Source organism: Novosphingobium sp. EMRT-2 (assembly GCF_005145025.1).
Classification (GTDB): domain Bacteria; phylum Pseudomonadota; class Alphaproteobacteria; order Sphingomonadales; family Sphingomonadaceae; genus Novosphingobium.
Genome location: NZ_CP039695.1, coordinates 2,677,474 through 2,696,344, shown reverse-complemented (window position 1 = coordinate 2,696,344; position 18,871 = coordinate 2,677,474). Strand labels below are relative to the sequence as shown.

Here is an 18,871-nt window from a genome sequence, read left to right as displayed (position 1 = left end):
CGCGCCAAAGCCGGTCAAACGACCAGCCGATAGCCAACGCCCGGTTCGTTGCGGATCAGCGAGGGCGCACCCGACGCGCCATCCTCCAGCTTGCGCCGGATGCCCCGCGCGGCCACGCGCAGGTATTCGACATCGCCGTCATGCCCCGGTCCCCAGACGGCGCGCAGCAGATGCGCGTGCGTCACCACCTTTCCAGCGTGGACGGCGAGTTCCGCCAGCATGGCGTATTCGCGCGGGGCAAGGTGCACTTCCGCCCCGTCCCGGCGGACGATCCGCGCGGGCAGATCGATCTCCACCGCGCCCGCCCGCACCGTTCCAGTGACCGCGCCGGGTGCGGCGCGGTGGCGCAGCGCGGTGCGCAGGCGGGCCAGTACCTCGTCGAGATCGAACGGCTTGGTCACGTAATCGTCCGCACCCAGGTCGAGCGCCGCCACCTTCTCCGCCGTCGCATCGCGCGCGGAGAGAATCACCACGGCGGCCCCCGCCCCGCGCAGCAGCGGCACCAGCTCCAGCCCGTCGCGGTCCGGCAGCCCCAGGTCGAGCAGCACCGCGTGCGGCCGCGCTTCGGCCAGCGCGGCCAGCGCCTCGCGCGCGGTCGCGGCCTCGACCGGCCGGTAGCCGGCGGCGGCCAGCGCGGCGACGAGCAGCGCGCGGATCGGGGCATCGTCCTCCACGACCAGCAGCGGGACGGGATCGGTCATGCCATCTCCTCCGGCGTGCGCACGAGATGCGGCGGAATGCGCAGGGTAAAGCATGCGCCGTGCCCATCGGCACGGTTGCCCGCGCGCACCGTCAGACCCATCGCTTCCGCAAACCCTTTCACGATCGCCAGCCCCAGCCCCGATCCGCCGGTGCGATCGGAGCCTTCCAGCCGCGTAAACGTGGCGAACACGCGCTGCTCCTCCCCCGGCGGCAGGCCGGGGCCGCTGTCCTCCACGGAGAGGACAAGGCCGCCATCCGCCGTCGTCTCCGCGGCCATCGTGATCGCGCCGTCCGGCCCGCCGTGCTTGGCCGCGTTGTCGATCAGATTGATGAGGCAGTGGTGGAAAAGCTGCGGATCGAGCCGCGCGAACGGCAGGTCATCGGGCATGGCGATGACGATCCGGCGCGCGCCCAGCACCGGGTGCAGATCCTCGATCGCGCTGCCCGCGGCTTCGGCCAGATCGACCAGCTGTACCATCCGGTCCAGCGCCCCGGTTTCGATCCGCACCATGTCGAGCAGGTTGGCGACGAAACGGTTGAGACGCTCCGCCTCCGTCCGCGCGGCGGCAAGCTGCGCTTCCTGTTCCGGCGCTGCCGCGCGCATCGCGCGCAAGGTCGCCAGCACGGTGGTCAGCGGCGTGCGCAGGTCGTGGCTGACCGACGACAGCAGTGCCGCGCGCAGCCGGTCGCGCTCCTGCACCTCTCCCAGCGCGCGCGCCTCCTCCTCCGCCACGATGCGCGACAGCGCCAGCCCGCACTGGTCGAGCAGGCTGCGCAGCAGCAGCGCCTGGCCGGGGTGCAGCGGCTCCCCCGCGTCGGCGCGGCCCACGCCCATCACGGCCACCGCGCCGGCCAGGCCGATCACGGGATGGAACAGCCATTCGGACGCGGTCAGGGTTTCGGCCCCAGGGCCGGCGGGTGCGGCATTCTCGAAGCACCACTGCGCGGCGGCCATCTCGATCAGTTCGATACGGTGCTGCGGCGGCGATGCGGCGCACAGGACCAGGCCATGGTCACCCGCCTCGGCCGACGCACGCACCAGCACGATCGTGCGCACATCGAACAGCCGCGCCACTTCCGCCGCCGCCACCTGCCACAGATCGTCACGCCGGCTCACGCCCGTAAGCAGGCGCGCGAAACCGGCCAGCGCCGCGTTGCGGTCGGCCCGCGCTTCCGCCAGCATCGCCTGCGCGCGCACTTGCGCGGCCAATTGGCTGCCGACCACCGCCACCCCCAGCAGCACCAGCAGCGTGATGAGGTGTTCGGGATTGTCGACCGACAGCGTGTGCGTGGGCGGGATGAAAAAGAAGTTGTACGCCAGCGAGGAGGCGAGGCCCACGACCACGCCCGTCGCCAGCCCGTGGCGCGTGCCCGCGTACATCACCGGAATCAGATAGAGCAGCCCGATGTCCGTGCTGTTCCCCCGCGCGAACAGCACCCCGCCGATCAGCGTGACAAGCGCCACCAGCGCGAAGGACACGAGATAGCCCGTGGCGCTGCCCCAGCGCCGTTCGCGCGGGTGGGGATCCTGGCTTTGGGGGATGGACAGGTCGCTCACCCGCGCTGGATGCGCGGCTTCGCGGCGCTTGTCGAGTGCGCGAACGGCCCCACGCCGCAATTGACTCGGCCGACGCATGATGACAGCGATCTGACATGCCCGGCGTGCGTGACCGGGCGGGAGAGGCAATCATAGCGAGCACGCTCTTCGGCAAGGCGATGATCCGGCTGCGATCGCACCGGCTGGTCGGCTATGCCATGGTGCTGCTGCTGGGCATCGCCGTGGTCCAGGCCGTCGCCAGCCTTGCCTTCTACGAGACGATCGACCGCGAAACGATCCGCGAGGACCACGCCCGCCGCGTGGCGGAACTGCTCGTGGTCAGCGAACGGCTGCACGCGATCGATCGCGATGCGCCGGCCACGATCATGTCGACCAGCCACCTGCAAGCGGCTGTCGCCTCCGCCCCCGCTGTCCAGCGCCAGGGCGAAGCGCGCGCGGCGGTGGACATCCGGCGGCTGGTGCTGGCGTGGGAGCCGGCGCTGGCCGGACGCACCCTGCTACTTGATGTGGTGAAGGGGCCACGCGGGCAACGCGATCTCGTGGGATCGATGCGGCTGGCCGACGGCGCGTGGCTCAATTTCCGTTCGCCCGATGTCGCTTCGGGCTGGGCGGTGGCGCTGCGGGCGACGATCATGACCCTGCTCGCCACCGCGCTGTGCGTGGGCGCGGGGCTCTATGCCCTGCGCGCGCTGATGCGGCCGCTGGCGCAACTGGCGCGCGCGGCCGACGCCATGGCGCATGGGCAAAGTGCCGCGCTGCGTGAAAGCGGCCCCGCCGAACTGCGCGATCTGGCCCGCTCGCTCAACGACATGCAGGCGCGCATATCGGGGCTGGAAACCGATCAGGCCAAGTCATTCGAGGCGATCAGCCACGATCTGCGCACCCCGCTCAGCCGCCTGAAGATCGCGTCCGATTTCGTCGATGACAGCGACATCTCGCGCATCGTTAGCTCCAGCACGGAGGAGATGGAGGCGATGCTGATGTCGCTCCAGTCGTTCCTGCGCGCGCAGCACATGACGGCGGATGCGGCCGAGGTCGATCTCGTCGCCATGATGCGCGATCTGCTGGCGTCGCTGCCCGGCGAAGCCAGCCTCGATGCCCCGCCGGTGGCGCTGGTCCGCACCTATCGCGAACCGCTGCTGCTGGCGCTCGCTCCGCTGGTGGAGAACGCGTTGCAATATGGCGAGCGAGCGCGGGTGACGATCGGCCGGCAGGATAGTCTCTGGCGGATCGAAATCGCCGACGACGGTCCCGGCATTCCGGAAGACTGCTTTGACGCCGTGCTCGATCCCTTCTTCCGCCTCGACAGTTCCCGCGCGCGCAACACCGCCGGCTTCGGTCTGGGCATTCCCACCGCGCACCGCCTGCTGCAGCGCTTCGGCGGCCGGCTTTCGTTCCGCAACGGCGGGCCGGGGCTGATCGCCTGCGTCGATGTACCCGCATAACGCCATAAAGAACCCGTAAAGTCCGTGGTATGCCTGCATCGACGCGACTAACGGGCCGACCCATGGACGAATCCGGAAATTCTTCGCAACACGGCGCGCATCCCAACGAGGGGCTGGCGACGCTGGCGGTAGGTGCCATCGGCGTGGTGTTCGGCGACATCGGCACCTCGCCGCTCTATGCGCTGAAGGAAAGCTTCATCGGGCACCATCCGCTGGCCGTGGACCGGGCGCACATCTTCGGCGTGCTGTCGCTGATCTTCTGGACGATGATGCTGATCGTCACGATCAAGTACGTGTTCGTGATCCTGAAGGCCGACAACAAGGGCGAAGGCGGCAGCCTGGCGCTGCTGGCGCTGATCGGCCGCCGCATGGAAGCTGGGCGCTGGAGCGTGGGGATGACCGTGCTGGGCCTGATCGCCACGGCGCTGTTCTATGGCGACGCGATCATCACGCCGGCAGTTTCGGTGCTGTCCGCCGTCGAAGGACTGACCGTGGTGCACGAGGCCTTCGCCGACCTGGTGCTGCCGATCTCGATCGCGATCCTGATCGCGCTGTTTGCCATCCAGGCGCGCGGGACGGCCGCTGTCGCCCGCCTGTTCGGGCCGGTAATGCTGGTCTATTTCGCGGTGCTGGCGGTGCTCGGCGTGGTCAACATCACGCAGGCGCCTGAAGTGCTGGGCGCGGTCAACCCGATCCATGCGCTGCGCTTCTTTCTGATCGACCCGGCGCTGGCCTTCCTCGCGCTCGGCTCGGTCGTGCTCGCGGTCACGGGGGCGGAGGCGCTCTATGCCGACATGGGGCATTTCGGCCGCAAAGCGATCATGGTGGCGTGGCTGTGGGTCGCCTTTCCCTGCCTGCTCATCAACTACCTCGGCCAGTCGGCGCTGCTGCTGAAGAACCCCGCCATGGTCGAGAACCCGTTCTTCCTGATGGCGCCGGACTGGGCACGACTGCCGCTGGTGATCCTGGCCACGCTGGCCACGATCATCGCCAGCCAGGCGGTGATCTCGGGCGCGTTCTCGGTCTCGCAACAGGCGGTGCAGCTGGGCTTCCTGCCGCGCATCCGCATCCGCCACACCAGCGCCAGCGCGGCCGGGCAGATCTACGTGCCGCTGGTCAACTGGCTGCTGCTGGCCATGGTGATCCTGCTGGTGCTGGGCTTCCGCACATCCAGCAACCTCGCCTCCGCCTATGGCATCGCGGTAACCGGCACCATGTTCATCACCGCCTGCATGCTGGGCGTGCTGACCTTCGCGGTTTGGAAATGGCACCCGGCGCTGGCCACGCTGGTCACCGGCGCGTTCCTGATCGTCGATAGCGCCTATTTTGCGTCGAACGTCACCAAGATTCCCGATGGCGGCTGGTTCCCGCTGCTGGTCGCGGCGGTCACCTTCACGCTGCTGTCCACCTGGGCGACCGGGCGGCGCATCGTGCGCGACCGGCTGGCCGAGGACACCATGCCGTTCGATCTGTTCGTCGGCTCGGTCGTGGCGAAAGTGAAGCGCGTGTCCGGCACCTCGGTGTTCCTGGCCTCGACCGCCGATGGCATTCCGCCAGCGCTGCTCCACAATCTGAAGCACAACCACATCCTGCACGAACGCGTGGTTATCCTGACCGTCGTCACCGAAGGCGTGCCGCACGTCCCCGCGGAGAAACGCCGCGAACTGGAAGACCTGGGCCACGGCTTCTACCGCATGATCGTGCACATCGGCTTCATGGACGAGGCCGACCTGCCGGCGGAACTCGCCGCCGAGAACCGCGCCGGCGGGCCGTTCAAGCCGATGGAGACAAGCTGGTTCCTCGCCCGGCAGACGCTGATCGCATCGTCACGCCCGGGCATGGCGATCTGGCGCGAAAAGCTGTTCGCGTGGATGGTGCGCAACGCCGAAAGCGCGATGCAGTTCTTCCGCCTGCCCTCGAACCGCGTGATCGAGCTGGGCAGCCAGCTCGAAATCTGACGCTGGCCGCCGCCGCCATGTAAAAACGTGTCACGCAAACCGCGCGGTCATGCCGCCAAACGGCGGTATTCCGGCATCCTGAAGCCGCATAACCGGATGTAACCGGCATACATCCGATCCCGGCCAATCGCCCGATTGATGGCCCCGGACCCCGCCCATAGGATCAGGGGACATCACTGGAACCGGGGATCGTTGCATGAAGAAAATAGCCGTCGTTCTTGCTGGCATCGCTCTGCTGGCAGGCTGTTCCGAAGCCAAGAAGGAAGCAACGGCTTCCAGCGCGCCCGGAGAAAGCACGGCGGCAGCCGCGGCCAAGCCCGCCGACGGCATGACCGGCGTTGCCGAATGCGATGACTATCTCAACAAGGTCATGGCCTGCATCAAGGACAAGGTCCCGGAAAGCCAGCGCGCCGCGATGGAACAGGCGATTCAGCAGTCCAAGGCTTCGTGGGCCTCCATCCAGGACAAGGCGGCGCTCGCGCAATCGTGCAAGGCCGCTTCGGAACAGGCCAAGGCGACCTATTCCGCGATGGGCTGCAAACTCTGACCCCCCGACGCTGGACAACAGCGCACGCCTGACCCTGGAAGGCCCGGTGCTCCCCCGCACCGGGCCTTATTTTGCGGCCGTCTCAGAATGCGATCCGCACGCCCGCCATGACGCGGTTGCTGGGGACGCCACCGATCTGCCGACCGTCGGTATGCACGTCCACCTTCACGCCCGGCGCGACCTCCTTTTCGGCAATTGGCGGCGCGTCTTCGTGGAACGTATCGGGCAGCGGATGCGCGCGGTATTTTTCGCGATCGTTCGCGGCGCACACCACGATCTCGCCGGCGCTTCCCGCCCCGCACGGCGCGCCTCGCTCCGCCGGCTTCACCGCGGCAAGGTCGAACGCGTTCTCCGGCGTGGTCGCGGTTCGCTCAATCTGGACGGGCGGCGCGTCGATGGCGGGCATGGGCACCCTTTCGGCAAGGATAATCTGGCATAGACCAGCAGCGTGACCGGAATATGGCGCGCGATCAGGCGATAGCCTAAAGCTCCGTCCATGACCGGACTCGTCGCGCAGCTGGGCCTTGCCCATCCCATCATCCAGGCGCCGATGGCGGGCGTTTCCACCCCGGCAATGGCGGCGGCGGTCAACGCGGCCGGCGGGCTCGGCTCGATCGCCGTCGGCGCGACCGACGCGGACGGCGCGCGGGCGATGATCGCCGACCTGAAGGCGCGCACCGATCGCCCCTTCAACGTCAATGTCTTCGTCCATGCGCCGGCCGTGGCCGATCCCGCGCGCGAGGCCGCATGGTGCACGGGGCTGGAACCGCTGTTCCGCGAATTCGGTGCGGAACCGCCGGCCACGCTGCGCGAGATCTACCGCAGCTTCGCGGACGATGACGCCATGCTCGCCGCGCTGGTGGAGACGCGTCCCGCCGTCGTCAGCTTCCACTTCGGCCTGCCCGGCGCGGACCGCATCGCCGCGCTGAAGCAGGCCGGATGCCTGCTGCTGGCCAGCGCCACCTCGCTGGCAGAGGCCGAAGCGGCGCGCGCGGCGGGCATCGATGCGGTGGTGGCGCAGGGCTACGAAGCGGGCGGGCATCGCGGCATGTTCGATCCCGACGCGCCGGACGAGCAGCTGGGCACGATGGCGCTGACCCGCCTGCTGGCACGGCGCGCGGGCCTGCCGGTAATCGCGGCGGGCGGCATCATGGACGGCGCCGGCATTCGCGCCACGCTGGCGCTGGGGGCGGTGGCGGCGCAGCTTGGCACCGCGTTCGTCGGGTGCCCCGAAAGCGCGGCCGACGCCGGCTACCGCGCGGCACTGGCCGAAGGGCGGCCGACCGTGATGACCCGCGCCATCTCCGGCCGCCCGGCGCGTGGCCTTGCCAACCGCTTTACCGCCTGGGGGGAAAGCTGCGGTCTGGCCGCACCGGCCTATCCGATCGCCTACGATGCCGGCAAAGCGCTGAACGCGGCGGCCAGGGCACGGGGCGAAGCCGGCTTCGGCGCGCAATGGGCGGGACAAGGCGCTCGCCTTGCCCGGTCCTTGCCGGCGGGCGAACTCGTGCGCGCACTGGCCGGGGAACTGCGCTGATGCCAGTACCCGCCGTTTCCGCCATTGCCTCTCCGATCCTGGCCGCGCCCGCGCTGCCCGCGATTCTCGGCTTTCTCGATCTGGCCGGGATCGCGGTCTTCGCGCTGACCGGCGCGCTGCTTGCGGCGCGGTTGCGGCAGACCTTCGTCACCATGGCGTTCTTCGCGCTGGTGACGGGGGTGGGTGGAGGATCGGTGCGCGACCTGCTGATCGGCGCGCCGGTGTTCTGGGTGCGCGATCCGGCGGTTGCCCCGGTCTGCTTCGCGGTGGCGCTGGTCGCGTGGTTCACCCCGAACCGCTGGTGGGAAGGGCGCGCGCTGGAATGGGCGGATGCCGCCGGACTGGGCGCCTATGCCGTGCTCGGCACCGTCAAGGCGCTGGCCTATGGCGTCTCGCCCGTGCCCGCGATGATGATGGGCGTGATCACCGGCTGCGTGGGCGGAATCATCCGTGACGTGCTGGCCGGCCGCCCTTCGATCCTGATGCGGCCCGAGCTCTACGTGACGGCGGCAGCACTCGCTTCCGGCCTTTGCGTGCTGGGCCGGATCGCGAGCCTGCCCGACGGGCTGGTCTGGCCGGTCGCCGCGCTGGCCGGCTTCGGCCTGCGCGGCGCGGCGATCCACTGGAAGCTGGGCATCCCGGCCTACGGAAGCCGGCGGTAGGGTCGGGAGCCTAGCAGGCCACGCTATTCCGTCGTCACCACGACCTTGCCCACCGCCTGCCGGTTTTCCAGCACGGCGATCGCCTCTCCACCCCTTTCCAGCGGAAAGCGCGCGGAAACACGGGGATTGATCTTGCCCGCCTTGAGCATGGCGAACAGTTCGGCCACCTGCTCCGCGAACTTCTTCGGCTCGCGCGCGGTGAACGCGCCCCAGAACACCCCGCACACGTCGCAGGACTTGAGCAGCGTCAGGTTCAGCGGCAGACGCGCGATGCCGGCGGGGAAGCCGACGACGAGGAAACGCCCTTCCCACGCGATCGAACGCAGCGCCGGTTCCGAATAATCGCCACCCACGATGTCGTAGATCACGTTGGCGCCATTGGGGCCGCAGGCCGCCTTGAACTTTTCGGCAAGATCCTTCGACTGCGCCTTGTCGAACGGCGGGCGGCCATAGATCACCACATCGTCCGCACCCGCCTCGCGCGCGACGGCGGCCTTTTCCTCGCTCGAAACGGCCGCGACGACGCGCGCGCCGAACGCCTTGCCCAGCTCGATCGCGGAAAGGCCCACGCCCCCCGCCGCGCCCAGCACCAGCAGCGTATCACCCGCCTTGATATGACCGCGATCGACCAGGCCGTGATACGTCGTGCCATAGGTCATCAGCAGCGACGCGCCGGTGGCGAAATCGACGCCATCGGGCAGCGGGAACAGCCGGCCGACCTCAACCCGGACCTTCTCGGCCAGGCCGCCGTTGCCAACCATGGCGATCACGCGGTCGCCCACCTTCCAGCCGGTCACGCCTTCGCCCACCGCGTCGATCACCCCGGCCAGTTCCCCGCCCGGCGCAAAGGGCCGTTCCGGCTTGAACTGGTAGAGATCGCGAATCATAAGCGTATCGGGGAAGTTGATCGAGCAGGCCCTCATCGCCACCACGACCTGCCCCGCGCCCGGCACGGGATCGGACACATCGTCCAGCGTCAGCGTTTCGGGACCGCCAACGGCGTGGGTGCGCAAGGCCTTCATCGGTATCTCCCAATTCCATTCGTTGCCGGATGCGGAAAGGCCGTCCGGTTCTCGCCCGCCCATGCAAGCAAGTTTCACCAGTGAAGGGAAGAGGGTTTAAGCGATCCGTTAAACGAACCGGGCATCGAAAAAGGATCAGGCGGCGACGCCGGTTCCCCGGGCCAGGAACGGTCGTTCGGTCCGCACGGTGCCCTCAAACGCCGAAATCGCGGTATCGCGCGCCAGCGTCAGCCCCACTTCGTCCAGCCCGTTGAGCAGGCAATGCTTGCGGAACGGGTCGATCTCGAAGCGGAAGCGGTCCTGGAACGGCGTGGTCACCGTCTGGGTTTCCAGATCGATGTGGACCGGATCGGTCTTCGCCACTTCGAGAAGGCGATCCACCTGTTCCTGCGGCAGCACCACCGTGAGGATGCCATTCTTGAAAGCGTTGCCCGAGAAGATGTCGGAGAACGATGGCGCGATCACCGCCTTGATGCCAAGGTCGAGCAACGCCCAGGCCGCGTGTTCGCGGCTCGATCCGCAGCCGAAGTTGTCGCCGGCGATCAGGATCGGCGAGCCGGCGAATTCGGCGCTGTCGAACAGGTTGTCCGGGTCCTGCCGCAGCGCTTCGAACGCGCCCCGGCCCAGCCCTTCCCGGCTTATCGTCTTCAGCCAGTGGGCGGGGATGATGATGTCGGTATCGACGTTCTTGCGGCCGAACGGGATTGCCCGTCCGTCAATCTGGCTGACCGGTTCCATAGCACCGCTATAGCCACGCGGACGCGTCCGGCAAGACCGGAAAGCGCCCCCGAAACGCGGAAAACGTCAGTCGGTTTCGACGGGGTCCGCCGGGGGCGTGGGCTTGCTCTTGGCCGCTTCAACGCTTTCCTTGCGCCGCGAGGCATAGAGCAAAGCCGCCGCCAGCGCCGCCGATCCAATCGCCGCGCCCGCCATGGCCGCCTTGCCGGTCCAGTCCGTCTTCTTCGTCGTCACGAAACCAAACTCCTTGATGCGCGGCCAATGTGACGGACCGTCATCGATTTGCAACCTCACCCCGGCGGATTTTCCGCCAGAAAATCCCGCAGCTTCAACCATTCGGCCTGCTTCTGCGCGAACGTGACACTGCAATAGGCCGGGCTGCTGGACGGAAGCTGAACGAGCGCGACGCGGCCACGTTCCGCCAGCACGCGCCGGCCGATCCGCGCGGACGTGGCGCCGTTGAAGGCCACGCAGCGCAGGTTCGGCAGGCCGGCAACCAGCGTGGCGAGCGGGTTGGCCTCCGCATCGCGGATCGCGCCGTCCAGGCTGCCGCGGCGCCGGGCCGAACCGATCGCATCCCACAGCCCCACGCCGGCCGCCAGCAGCGCGGCCAGCCGCGCGTCGTAATCGAGCGCAGCGATGTCCCGCCCGATCGCGCCGCCGATCAGGCGCCAGAACTGGTTGAGCGGATGCGCGTAATAGCGCCCGGCCGCCAGCGATGCCTCGCCCGGCAGGCTGCCCAGCACCAGCACCCGCGTGGCGGGGGACGCGACGGGCGGGAACGACGCCTTGCGGCTCATTCCCCCGCCCCGTCACACGAGTTCGCGAACGTCCGTGAGATGGCCGGTCACCGCCGCCGCCGCCGCCATCGCCGGGCTGACGAGGTGCGTGCGCGCGCCCGGCCCCTGGCGGCCGACGAAATTGCGGTTCGAGGTGGAAGCACAGCGTTCGCCGGCCGGCACCTTGTCCGGGTTCATGGCGAGGCAGGCCGAACAACCGGGTTCCCGCCATTCGAACCCGGCATCGACGAAGATGCGGTCCAGCCCCTCATCCTCGGCCTGCTTCTTGACCAAACCGGAACCGGGAACAACGATCGCCCAGCGCACGTTGTCCGCCTTCTTCCGCCCCTTGAGCACGGCGGCGGCAGCGCGCATGTCCTCGATCCGGCTGTTGGTGCACGAACCGATGAACACGTTCTCCACGGGGATCGAGTCGAGCCGCTGGCCGGGTTCGAGGCCCATGTAGGCCAGGCTGGCGCGCACCGCGTCCTGCTTGGACGGGTCCTCGAAGCTTTCCGGCGCGGGAACGATGCCGGTGATCGGCAGCACGTCCTCGGGCGAGGTGCCCCAGGTCACGCTCGGCGCGATGTCGGCCGCGTCGATCACCACCACCTTGTCGTAGCGCGCGCCGGGATCGGTGGCGAGGCTTTGCCACCAGGCCACGGCTTTGTCCCAGTCGGCGCCCCGCGGCGCATAGGGACGGCCCTTGAGGTAGGCGAAGGTCTTTTCGTCAGGCGCGATCAGCCCGGCGCGCGCGCCGTGCTCGATCGCCATGTTCGACACGGTCAGCCGGCCCTCGATCGACAGGCTGCGGATCGCCGAACCGGTATATTCGATGACATAGCCGGTGCCGCCCGCCGCGCGCAGCACGCCGGTGATGTGCAGAACCACGTCCTTGGCCGAAACGCCGGGCCGCAGATCGCCTTCCACGCGCACTTCCATCGCCTTCGACTGCTTGAGCAGCAGCGTCTGCGTCGCGAGCACGTGCTCGACTTCCGACGTGCCGATGCCAAAGGCCAGCGCGCCCAGCCCGCCGTGGCAGGCGGTGTGGCTGTCGCCGCAAACGATCGTCGCGCCCGGCAGGGAAAAGCCCTGCTCCGGCCCGACGACGTGGACGATGCCCTGCTCGATATCGGCGTCCCCGATCAGGCGGATGCCGAATTCGGGCGCGTTGCGCTCCAGCGCGGCCAGCTGCGAGGCGCTTTCGGGATCGGCGATGGGAATGCGCCGCCCCTGCGCATCACGGCGCGCGGTGGTGGGCAGGTTGTGATCGGGCACCGCCAGCGTCAGGTCCGGGCGACGCACCGTGCGGCCCGATACGCGGAGGGCCTCGAACGCCTGCGGACTCGTCACTTCATGCACGAGATGGCGGTCGATGTAGATCAGGCTGGTGCCATCGTCGCGGCTCTCGACGACGTGAGCGTCCCAGATTTTCTGGTAAAGGGTGCGCGGATTGCTGGTCATGCAAGGCGGTTAGGCGCGCCCCTGCCGCATTTCAAGCGGGAAGAGGCGCGCCGGAAGGTTAGTTTACGAAATTTTCTTGCGCAGCTGCAAGCCGATCGATCAACCGCGACGGCCGTCCCAGTCGCGCCGTTCCATGCGCAGGTGCGCGCGGACGTCGTTCACGCGGTCCTGCAGCCGGCGCACCTCGTTGCGATCCAGCCCCCCGCGCGAAAACGCGGCATACTGGCGCTGGATATCGGCGGCCTCGCGGCGCAACCCGCTGGCCTCGCGCGGCGAGATCGTGCGGCGGGCCTGGGCGCGATCGATGTCGGCGCGCAGCCGCTGGATGTCGGAGCGGATTTCGGCATTCCGCGCCGGCGTCAGCGCCCAGGCATCGTTGTGGCGCGGCGGCATCGGCTGCGCGAGCGCGGGCGCGGCGACACCGGCCAACGCGGCGGGGATGAGGGCGGCGAGAATGAACTTCTTCATGGCTTCGGTCCTTTCGATCTGCGGTCTCTTCCGCACAACGCCGTTCCTGCCTCCCGGTGCCTGAATGGCCCGAAAATGCGCGTCGCAGCGTTGCAAGAAAGTGTCGCGATCTGTCGCGCCGGAGGGTAAGGAAACGGCCATGACCACGCTTGCCGCCACCCTGATCGTCCTTGCCACCGTGATCGCCATGGAAGGCCTCGCGTGGGGCAGCCACAAATATGTGATGCACGGCTTCGGCTGGGGCTGGCACCGCGATCATCACGAGCCGCACGACGGTTTCTTCGAACGGAACGACCTCTACGCGCTGGTCGGCGCGGCGATCTCGATCACCTTCTTCGCGCTGGGCAGCCCGCTGGTGCGCGGGGCGGCGGCCTGGGAGCCGGCCACCTGGATCGGCATCGGCGTGCTGGTCTATGGCGTGATCTACACGCTGGTGCACGATGGGCTGGTCCACCAGCGCTGGTTCCGCTGGGTGCCCCGGCGCGGCTATGCCCGGCGGCTGGTGCAGGCGCACAAGCTGCACCACGCCACCATCGGCAAGCACGGCGGCGTCAGCTTCGGCTTCGTCTTCGCCCGCGATCCCGCCGTACTGAAACGCGAACTGAAAGCGCAACGGGAGCAAGGCATCGCGGTGCTGCGCGAGGCGGTGGAGTAACGCGGCGGCGTTACGCGAACAGCGCTGGACGATGAAATGGTGCCGGCTGAGGGATTCGAACCCCCGACCTTCGGTTTACAAAACCGCTGCACTACCACTGTGCTAAGCCGGCGCGCCTGAGCGTCGCGGTCTCCCTAGCCTCAAGGGCAGCCGAAGGTCCAGCCCTCCGTTCGTGCGATGGCGTCGGTTAGCCGCGCCGGCGCCCAGAGTTCGGCGCGGTGGGCGTTCGCGCGCAGCCAGGCGGCGGTGAGCAGCGCGTCGCTGCGATGATCGTCGATCGCGCCCTGGTGCCCGGCGGGTGCGCTGCCCAGCGCGGCGAGCGCGCTGTCGAGGTCCGCTCCATCGCGGATCTTCGAGCGGGCGGCGCTGCGGCCGGCGGCGATGGCGGCGATCGTGGTGTAGATTTCGACCAGCACCGATCCGCCGGCGGGCAGCGGGTCGACCGGCCAGACCGGCAAGCGCCCCTCCATCCGGTGCAGCAGGCGCATCCCCGACAGGCTCGACTTGCCAACCTGCGCCGCGCCGACGAGGTTGAAATTGCTGTAAGGCTTGCACCCGAGCCGGGCCTGTTCCTGCTCGGTCACGCGGAAGCGGCCACGCCCGTCCGCCGCGCCGGGCAGGCGGAAGCGATCGCCTTCGCGCCCGCCGTGGCGGCGGAAGTGCCGCGCCAGTTCCGGGTGATCGACAAAGGGGCCGACCGCAAGGTGCGGTTCCTCCGCGCAGAGCCGGTCGACCAGCCGCCACAGATCGCGCGCATCCGCCGGGCTTTCCGCCCAGCCGGGAAAGAACGCGCCGGCATCCGCGAACGCCAGCGACATGCCGAGGTCCATGCCCACCAACGTATCGGGCGGCAGACCGTCGAGCAGCCAGCCCAGCACTTCCACACGCGACCAGCGATGGACTTCGCGCACGATCGCCGGCGCCGCGCTGCCTTCACGACACAGCGCCACGGCGATGCCCTTGTGGCGCTCACCCGCCGCACCAGACCAGTCGATCGCGGCGAAATGGCGGAAACGCCCTTTCACGCCCCGCTCTTTCACACCCTGCCGTGTCGCGTCCTGCCGTGGCCTGCCCTGCTCTTGCCGGCCGGTTTGTGGGCGCCCGTCTTGCCGGGGCGGGCCTTGTCTTCCTCTTCGGGCGGAGCGCAACCGGCGCGGCCCGGTTCGATCTCGGTGAACGCGAAATCGTTCTTCAGCAGGCGCAATTCCATCCGCCGGCGCGGGCCGACGTCGCGATCGAACGGCATCATCGACAGCACCAGGCACGAATCGTCGGCCCAGCGCAGCAGCCGCCAGGCATTGCCGTAAAGGCCGCCCTTGTTGCTCACGTCGGCAACGCGCACCACCTGCCGCTTGCCCACTTCCCACACGCGCACGCCTTCGATGCCGCCGAAGCTGGCATCGCTGAACTGGATCGCGGCGAAGCGCTTGTGCCCCGGCGAAAGCAGCGGGCGCGAGACGGTTTCGATCACCCGGCCATGGCCGATGCGATCGATCACCTTGTAGCCGTCCGCCTCGTACCCGGTCCACCAGAAGCCCAGCAGCCGCAGGTCCTCGCTGATGCGAAAGTCGCGCGCCTGCGCCATGCCGTACATGTTGACGCAGAGCGTGCGCCCCGAAAGCGTCTTCACGCTGAGCCGCGTGGTCCCGCCGATCACCAGCGCATGCAGCGCGCCGGGAATGACGACCGGCTTGTCCGGGAAGTACCGACCCCGCCGCGGCACTTCGGCGCAGGGCGGGAAAGCGGGCGCGGGCGTAGCGGAAGGAGACGGGGCGGAAGGAGATGGGGCGGGCGCGCTCGCGGGCGTGAGCGATGCCGCCGGAACCGGTGACGGCGTGGCCACCGCTGCCTGTGCCGGGGTGGCGACGGCTGTGGGCGAGGCGCTCTGCGCCGGCCGGGGCGCCGGCGTCGTGTCTTGCCCGCAGCCGGCCAGCGTCGCCACCGTCCCCGCCATCACCAGGAGGATGCTAGCCTTCCCGACGTTCACGCCTTTTCCTTTCCCACCAATCCATCCGTTCGCGCACCTGTCTTTCAAAACCGCGCTCCACCGGGCGGTAATAGTGCTGCGCCCCCATCCCTTCCGGCCAGTAATCCGCGCCGGAGAAGCCGTCTTCCGCGTCATGGTCATAGGCATAGCCCTTGCCATAGCCGATGTCCTTCATCAGCCGGGTCGGCGCGTTGAGGATATTGGCCGGCGGCATCAACGATCCCGTTTCCTTCGCGCTTTTCCACGCTTCCTTCTGCGCGACATAGGCCGCGTTCGATTTGGGCGCCGTCGCGCAATAGAGGCAGGCCTGGACGATGGCCAGTTCGCCCTCGGGGCTGCCGAGAAAATCGTAGGCGTCCTTGGCGGCAAGGCACTGGACCAGCGCCTGTGGATCGGCAAGGCCGATGTCCTCGCTGGCAAAGCGCACCAGCCGGCGCAGCACGTAGAGCGGTTCCTCGCCCGCCGTCAGCATCCGCGCGAGGTAATAGAGCGCCGCCTGCGCGTCCGATCCGCGCAGCGCCTTGTGCAGCGCGGAGATCAGGTTGTAATGCCCGTCGCGGTCCTTGTCGTAGACCGCCACGCGGCGCATCAGGAACTTCGACAGCGCATCGGGATCGAGCGGTTCGGTCAGCGAAACGTCAAACAGCGTTTCCGCCTGGTTGAGCAGGAAGCGCCCGTCGCCATCGGCCGAGGCGACCAGCGCCTCGCGCGCGGGGCCGGTAAGCGGGAGGCGCAGCCCGGTAATCTCTTCGGCGCGCCGCAGCAATTCGCCGAGCGCGGCGGCATCCAGCCGGTGCAGGATCAGCACTTGCGCGCGGCTGAGCAGCGCGGCGTTGAGCGCGAAACTGGGATTCTCCGTAGTCGCGCCGACCAGCGTGACCGTGCCCTTCTCCACGAACGGCAGGAAACCGTCCTGCTGGGCGCGGTTGAAGCGGTGGATCTCGTCCACGAACAGCAGCGTACGCCGGCCGGTGAGCGCCATCGCCTCGGCCTCGGCGAAGGCCTTCTTCAGGTCGGCCACACCCGAGAAGACCGCACTGATCGCCACGAAGCGCATGTTCACGGCATCGGCGAGCAGGCGCGCGGTGCTGGTCTTGCCGGTGCCCGGCGGCCCCCACAGGATCATCGAGGAAAGCTTGCCCGCCGCCACCATCCGCCCGATCGCGCCTTCCGGCCCGGTCAGGTGTTCCTGCCCGATCACGTCGGCCAGCGTGCGCGGGCGCAGGCGGTCGGCCAGCGGCCCGTCGTCGCGCGGCTCCGATGGTGGCGTATCGGCCGGGGGAGAGGCGAACAGGTCGGTCATCTGCGTTCGTGATAGGGCGTAACCCGCATGGGGGGCAGATAGCGCACCGCAAAAATTTTTCATCCTCGCTCTTGCGCAACATTCAATAAGATATATCTTAGAAGCATCGTGATATACGGAGTAAAGACATTGCGACACGAACAACACCGCTGCGGCCTCGATCACGGCCGCAACCACGGACGCGGTTTCGCCGCGCGTGGCATGATGAAGATGATGATGGGCGGACGCGGTCCGTTCGGCCGGGGTTTCGGCGATTTCGGCGGTGGCTTTGGCGGCTGGGATGACGAATCGGGCGGCCGGGGCGGTCGCGGCGGCGGCAGGGGACGCGGGCGGATGTTCGCCGGCGGCGAACTGCGGCTGGTGCTGCTGCGCCTCGTGGCCGAACAGGATCGCCACGGCTATGAACTGATCAAGGCGATCGAGGAACTGACCGGCGGCGAATACGCCCCCAGCCCCGGCGTGGTCTATCCCACGCTCAGCCTGCTGGTGGACGAAGGCCTTCTGGCCGAAGTGGCCGGCGAAGGATCGCGCAAGGCCTTCACCGTGACCGAGGCCGGGCGCGCGGAACTGGCGGAAAAGGCGGGTGAAGCCGATGCGCTGGTCGAACGGCTCAAGGCGTTCGGCGAACAGCGCCAGCGGCACAGCAGCCCGCCGGTGCGCCGGGCGATGCACAACCTCAAGGTGGCGCTCGGCCAGCGCCTGATGAGCGGCCTTGACGATGGCGTGGCCCACCAGATCGCCGACATCCTCGACGAGGCGGCGCGCCGGATCGAACGGCTCTGATGCTGCCGGACTCGCGCTTGGACGGATGGTTCGATGATGGTATCATGCGCCAGCAGCCTTATGGGGAGAGGCGCATGGTATCTGTCGAAGAACGGCAACCGCTCGAAGAAAGACGTCTGGGCGCGCCATGGCATCTGTGGGTGGTGGGCGTCATCAGCCTGCTGTGGAACAGCTTCGGCTGTCTCGATTACATTCGCACGGTCACGCGCGATCCGGTGGCGATGGCGCAGCTGACGCCGGATACGCTGGCCTATCTCGACGCCATGCCCGCGTGGCTTACCGGCTTCTGGGCTCTGGGCGTGTGGGGGTCGCTGGCGGGTTCGCTGCTGCTGATCGCGCGATCGCGCCATGCCGTGCCGGCGTTCGGGCTGTCGTTGCTGGGGCTGGCCGTGAGCCAAGGCTATCAGATGATGACCGAACGGCCGCCGGAAATGAGCGGCACGGCAATGGCGATCTTCACCGGCCTGATCTGGGGCGTGCTGCTGTTGCTGCTGTGGTATGCATCATCCATGAAACGGACCGGCGTGCTGCACTGACAGTAGCGATCACCGGTGGCAGGAAGCGCCGCGCAACAGGGGCTGGTGCGCGGCGAACAATCCTGCCATAGGAACAAACCATGATCGCCAAGCTCACCGGCACCCTTGACGACACCGGCCCCGACTGGGCCGTGATCGACGTGAACGGCGTCGGCTATCTCGTCCACTGCTCGGCCAAGACGCTCACCCACCTCGGCATCCGGGGCGACAAGGTCGTGGTCCATACCGAAATGCAGGTCAGCGAGACCGACCAGCGCCTGATCGGCTTCACCAGCGCGGGCGAACGGGCGTGGTTCCGCCTGCTGACGGCCGTGCAGGGCGTGGGCAGCAAGGTGGCGCTGGCGATCCTGTCCGCCCTGTCGGTCGAGGAATTGCAGCGTGCCTGCGCCAATGGCGACAGCGCCATGGTCGCCCGCGCCAACGGCGTGGGGCCGAAGCTCGCCGGGCGCATCGTCAACGAGCTGAAGGACAAGGCGGGCGGTCTCGCTGGCTATGCCTCGCTCCCAGGCCCTGGCGGAGAGGCTGTGCCCCTGCCGGCCGGCTCCGCCAGCGCCGACGCCATTTCCGCGCTCCAGAACCTGGGCTTCAAGCCCGCCGTCGCGAGCACCGCCGTCGCCGCCGCGCTGAAGGACCTGGGCGAGGATGCCGGCCTGAACGACCTTGTGCGCGTCGCGCTGAAGCGGGCGGCGGGGTGATCGCGATGGATACCCGTCTCGCGATGCGGCAG

21 protein-coding genes and 1 tRNA gene are annotated in these 18,871 nt (G+C 68.6%); 9 read left to right on the top strand and 13 right to left on the bottom strand.

The genetic code is table 11. The annotated features are described in order from the left end of the window. Positions 1-14: 14 nt before the first annotated feature. Positions 15-701 carry a response regulator gene (locus FA702_RS13235; protein ID WP_136956523.1) on the bottom strand — a complete coding sequence of 229 codons (687 nt, stop codon included), beginning with the start codon at positions 699-701 and terminating at the stop codon, positions 15-17. Further along, the gene (locus FA702_RS13230) at positions 698-2,338 is read right to left on the bottom strand and encodes an ATP-binding protein (RefSeq protein WP_136956522.1); all 1,641 of its coding nucleotides are present in this window, start codon (positions 2,336-2,338) and stop codon (positions 698-700) included. The genes FA702_RS13235 and FA702_RS13230 overlap by 4 nt, the downstream gene beginning before the upstream one ends. Positions 2,339-2,355: 17 nt before the next feature. On the opposite strand from FA702_RS13230, the gene FA702_RS13225 reads away from it, so the two are divergent. From FA702_RS13225 to FA702_RS13215, 3 genes are all read left to right on the top strand, one after another. Continuing rightward, positions 2,356-3,705 (top strand): HAMP domain-containing sensor histidine kinase, encoded by a 1,350-nt coding sequence (locus FA702_RS13225; protein WP_255504569.1) that lies wholly within the window; start codon positions 2,356-2,358, stop codon positions 3,703-3,705. Between the two features lie 62 nt (positions 3,706-3,767). Next, positions 3,768-5,663, top strand: coding sequence for a potassium transporter Kup (locus tag FA702_RS13220; protein ID WP_136956521.1), 1,896 nt, complete (start codon positions 3,768-3,770; stop codon positions 5,661-5,663). A gap of 196 nt (positions 5,664-5,859) precedes the next feature. Next, complete coding sequence (locus tag FA702_RS13215; protein ID WP_136956520.1) at positions 5,860-6,210, top strand: lysozyme; 351 nt, start codon at positions 5,860-5,862, stop codon at positions 6,208-6,210. Positions 6,211-6,292: 82 nt separating this feature from the next. Here FA702_RS13215 and FA702_RS13210 read toward each other — a convergent pair whose 3' ends face one another. Continuing rightward, on the bottom strand, positions 6,293-6,616 hold the full coding sequence (locus FA702_RS13210; RefSeq protein ID WP_136956519.1) for a hypothetical protein: 324 nt from the start codon (positions 6,614-6,616) through the stop codon (positions 6,293-6,295). 90 nt (positions 6,617-6,706) lie between these two features. Between FA702_RS13210 and FA702_RS13205 the strand changes: the two genes are divergently transcribed. After that, on the top strand, positions 6,707-7,747 hold the full coding sequence (locus tag FA702_RS13205; RefSeq protein WP_136956518.1) for a nitronate monooxygenase family protein: 1,041 nt from the start codon (positions 6,707-6,709) through the stop codon (positions 7,745-7,747). Further along, the gene (locus FA702_RS13200; protein WP_136956517.1) at positions 7,747-8,409 is read left to right on the top strand and encodes a trimeric intracellular cation channel family protein; all 663 of its coding nucleotides are present in this window, start codon (positions 7,747-7,749) and stop codon (positions 8,407-8,409) included. The genes FA702_RS13205 and FA702_RS13200 overlap by 1 nt, the downstream gene beginning before the upstream one ends. 23 nt (positions 8,410-8,432) lie before the next feature. Here FA702_RS13200 and FA702_RS13195 read toward each other — a convergent pair whose 3' ends face one another. From FA702_RS13195 to FA702_RS13170, 6 genes are all read right to left on the bottom strand, one after another. Next, positions 8,433-9,431: an NADPH:quinone oxidoreductase family protein gene (locus FA702_RS13195; RefSeq protein WP_136956516.1), complete on the bottom strand. Its 999-nt coding sequence runs from the start codon at positions 9,429-9,431 to the stop codon at positions 8,433-8,435. 135 nt (positions 9,432-9,566) lie between these two features. Beyond that, positions 9,567-10,169, bottom strand: coding sequence for a 3-isopropylmalate dehydratase small subunit (gene leuD / locus FA702_RS13190; protein WP_136956515.1), 603 nt, complete (start codon positions 10,167-10,169; stop codon positions 9,567-9,569). Positions 10,170-10,235: 66 nt separating this feature from the next. Further along, complete coding sequence (locus FA702_RS13185) at positions 10,236-10,403, bottom strand: LPXTG cell wall anchor domain-containing protein (protein WP_136956514.1); 168 nt, start codon at positions 10,401-10,403, stop codon at positions 10,236-10,238. A gap of 56 nt (positions 10,404-10,459) precedes the next feature. Then, positions 10,460-10,969, bottom strand: a complete 510-nt coding sequence (locus FA702_RS13180; RefSeq protein ID WP_136956513.1) for a DNA-deoxyinosine glycosylase — start codon at positions 10,967-10,969, stop codon at positions 10,460-10,462. Between the two features lie 12 nt (positions 10,970-10,981). Further along, the gene (leuC, locus tag FA702_RS13175; RefSeq protein WP_136956512.1) at positions 10,982-12,412 is read right to left on the bottom strand and encodes a 3-isopropylmalate dehydratase large subunit; all 1,431 of its coding nucleotides are present in this window, start codon (positions 12,410-12,412) and stop codon (positions 10,982-10,984) included. A 99-nt stretch (positions 12,413-12,511) separates the two neighbouring features. After that, positions 12,512-12,880 carry a hypothetical protein gene (locus tag FA702_RS13170; RefSeq protein WP_136956511.1) on the bottom strand — a complete coding sequence of 123 codons (369 nt, stop codon included), beginning with the start codon at positions 12,878-12,880 and terminating at the stop codon, positions 12,512-12,514. A 139-nt stretch (positions 12,881-13,019) separates the two neighbouring features. Here FA702_RS13170 and FA702_RS13165 point away from each other — a divergent pair, with 139 nt between their 5' ends. Then, positions 13,020-13,535 carry a sterol desaturase family protein gene (locus FA702_RS13165; RefSeq protein ID WP_136956510.1) on the top strand — a complete coding sequence of 172 codons (516 nt, stop codon included), beginning with the start codon at positions 13,020-13,022 and terminating at the stop codon, positions 13,533-13,535. Between the two features lie 37 nt (positions 13,536-13,572). Here the strand turns inward: FA702_RS13165 and FA702_RS13160 are convergent. The 4 genes from FA702_RS13160 to FA702_RS13145 all read right to left on the bottom strand — a co-directional run bounded on the left by FA702_RS13160 (position 13,573) and on the right by FA702_RS13145 (position 16,825). Further along, a tRNA-Thr gene (locus tag FA702_RS13160) sits at positions 13,573-13,647 on the bottom strand. A 28-nt stretch (positions 13,648-13,675) separates the two neighbouring features. Continuing rightward, a complete protein-coding gene (locus FA702_RS13155) occupies positions 13,676-14,560 on the bottom strand; it encodes a hypothetical protein (protein ID WP_136956509.1) in 885 nt (294 codons plus the stop codon). 11 nt (positions 14,561-14,571) lie between these two features. Then, positions 14,572-15,522: a hypothetical protein gene (locus tag FA702_RS13150; protein WP_136956508.1), complete on the bottom strand. Its 951-nt coding sequence runs from the start codon at positions 15,520-15,522 to the stop codon at positions 14,572-14,574. After that, positions 15,503-16,825: a replication-associated recombination protein A gene (locus FA702_RS13145; RefSeq protein ID WP_136956507.1), complete on the bottom strand. Its 1,323-nt coding sequence runs from the start codon at positions 16,823-16,825 to the stop codon at positions 15,503-15,505. Before FA702_RS13145 ends, FA702_RS13150 begins: the two co-directional genes overlap by 20 nt. Before the next feature lie 129 nt (positions 16,826-16,954). On the opposite strand from FA702_RS13145, the gene FA702_RS13140 reads away from it, so the two are divergent. From FA702_RS13140 to ruvA, 3 genes are all read left to right on the top strand, one after another. Then, positions 16,955-17,608, top strand: coding sequence for a PadR family transcriptional regulator (locus FA702_RS13140; RefSeq protein WP_370385472.1), 654 nt, complete (start codon positions 16,955-16,957; stop codon positions 17,606-17,608). 74 nt (positions 17,609-17,682) lie between these two features. Continuing rightward, the gene (locus FA702_RS13135; RefSeq protein ID WP_136956506.1) at positions 17,683-18,144 is read left to right on the top strand and encodes a hypothetical protein; all 462 of its coding nucleotides are present in this window, start codon (positions 17,683-17,685) and stop codon (positions 18,142-18,144) included. Positions 18,145-18,224: 80 nt separating this feature from the next. After that, positions 18,225-18,839 carry a Holliday junction branch migration protein RuvA gene (ruvA, locus tag FA702_RS13130; protein WP_136956505.1) on the top strand — a complete coding sequence of 205 codons (615 nt, stop codon included), beginning with the start codon at positions 18,225-18,227 and terminating at the stop codon, positions 18,837-18,839. Positions 18,840-18,871: the final 32 nt, after the last annotated feature.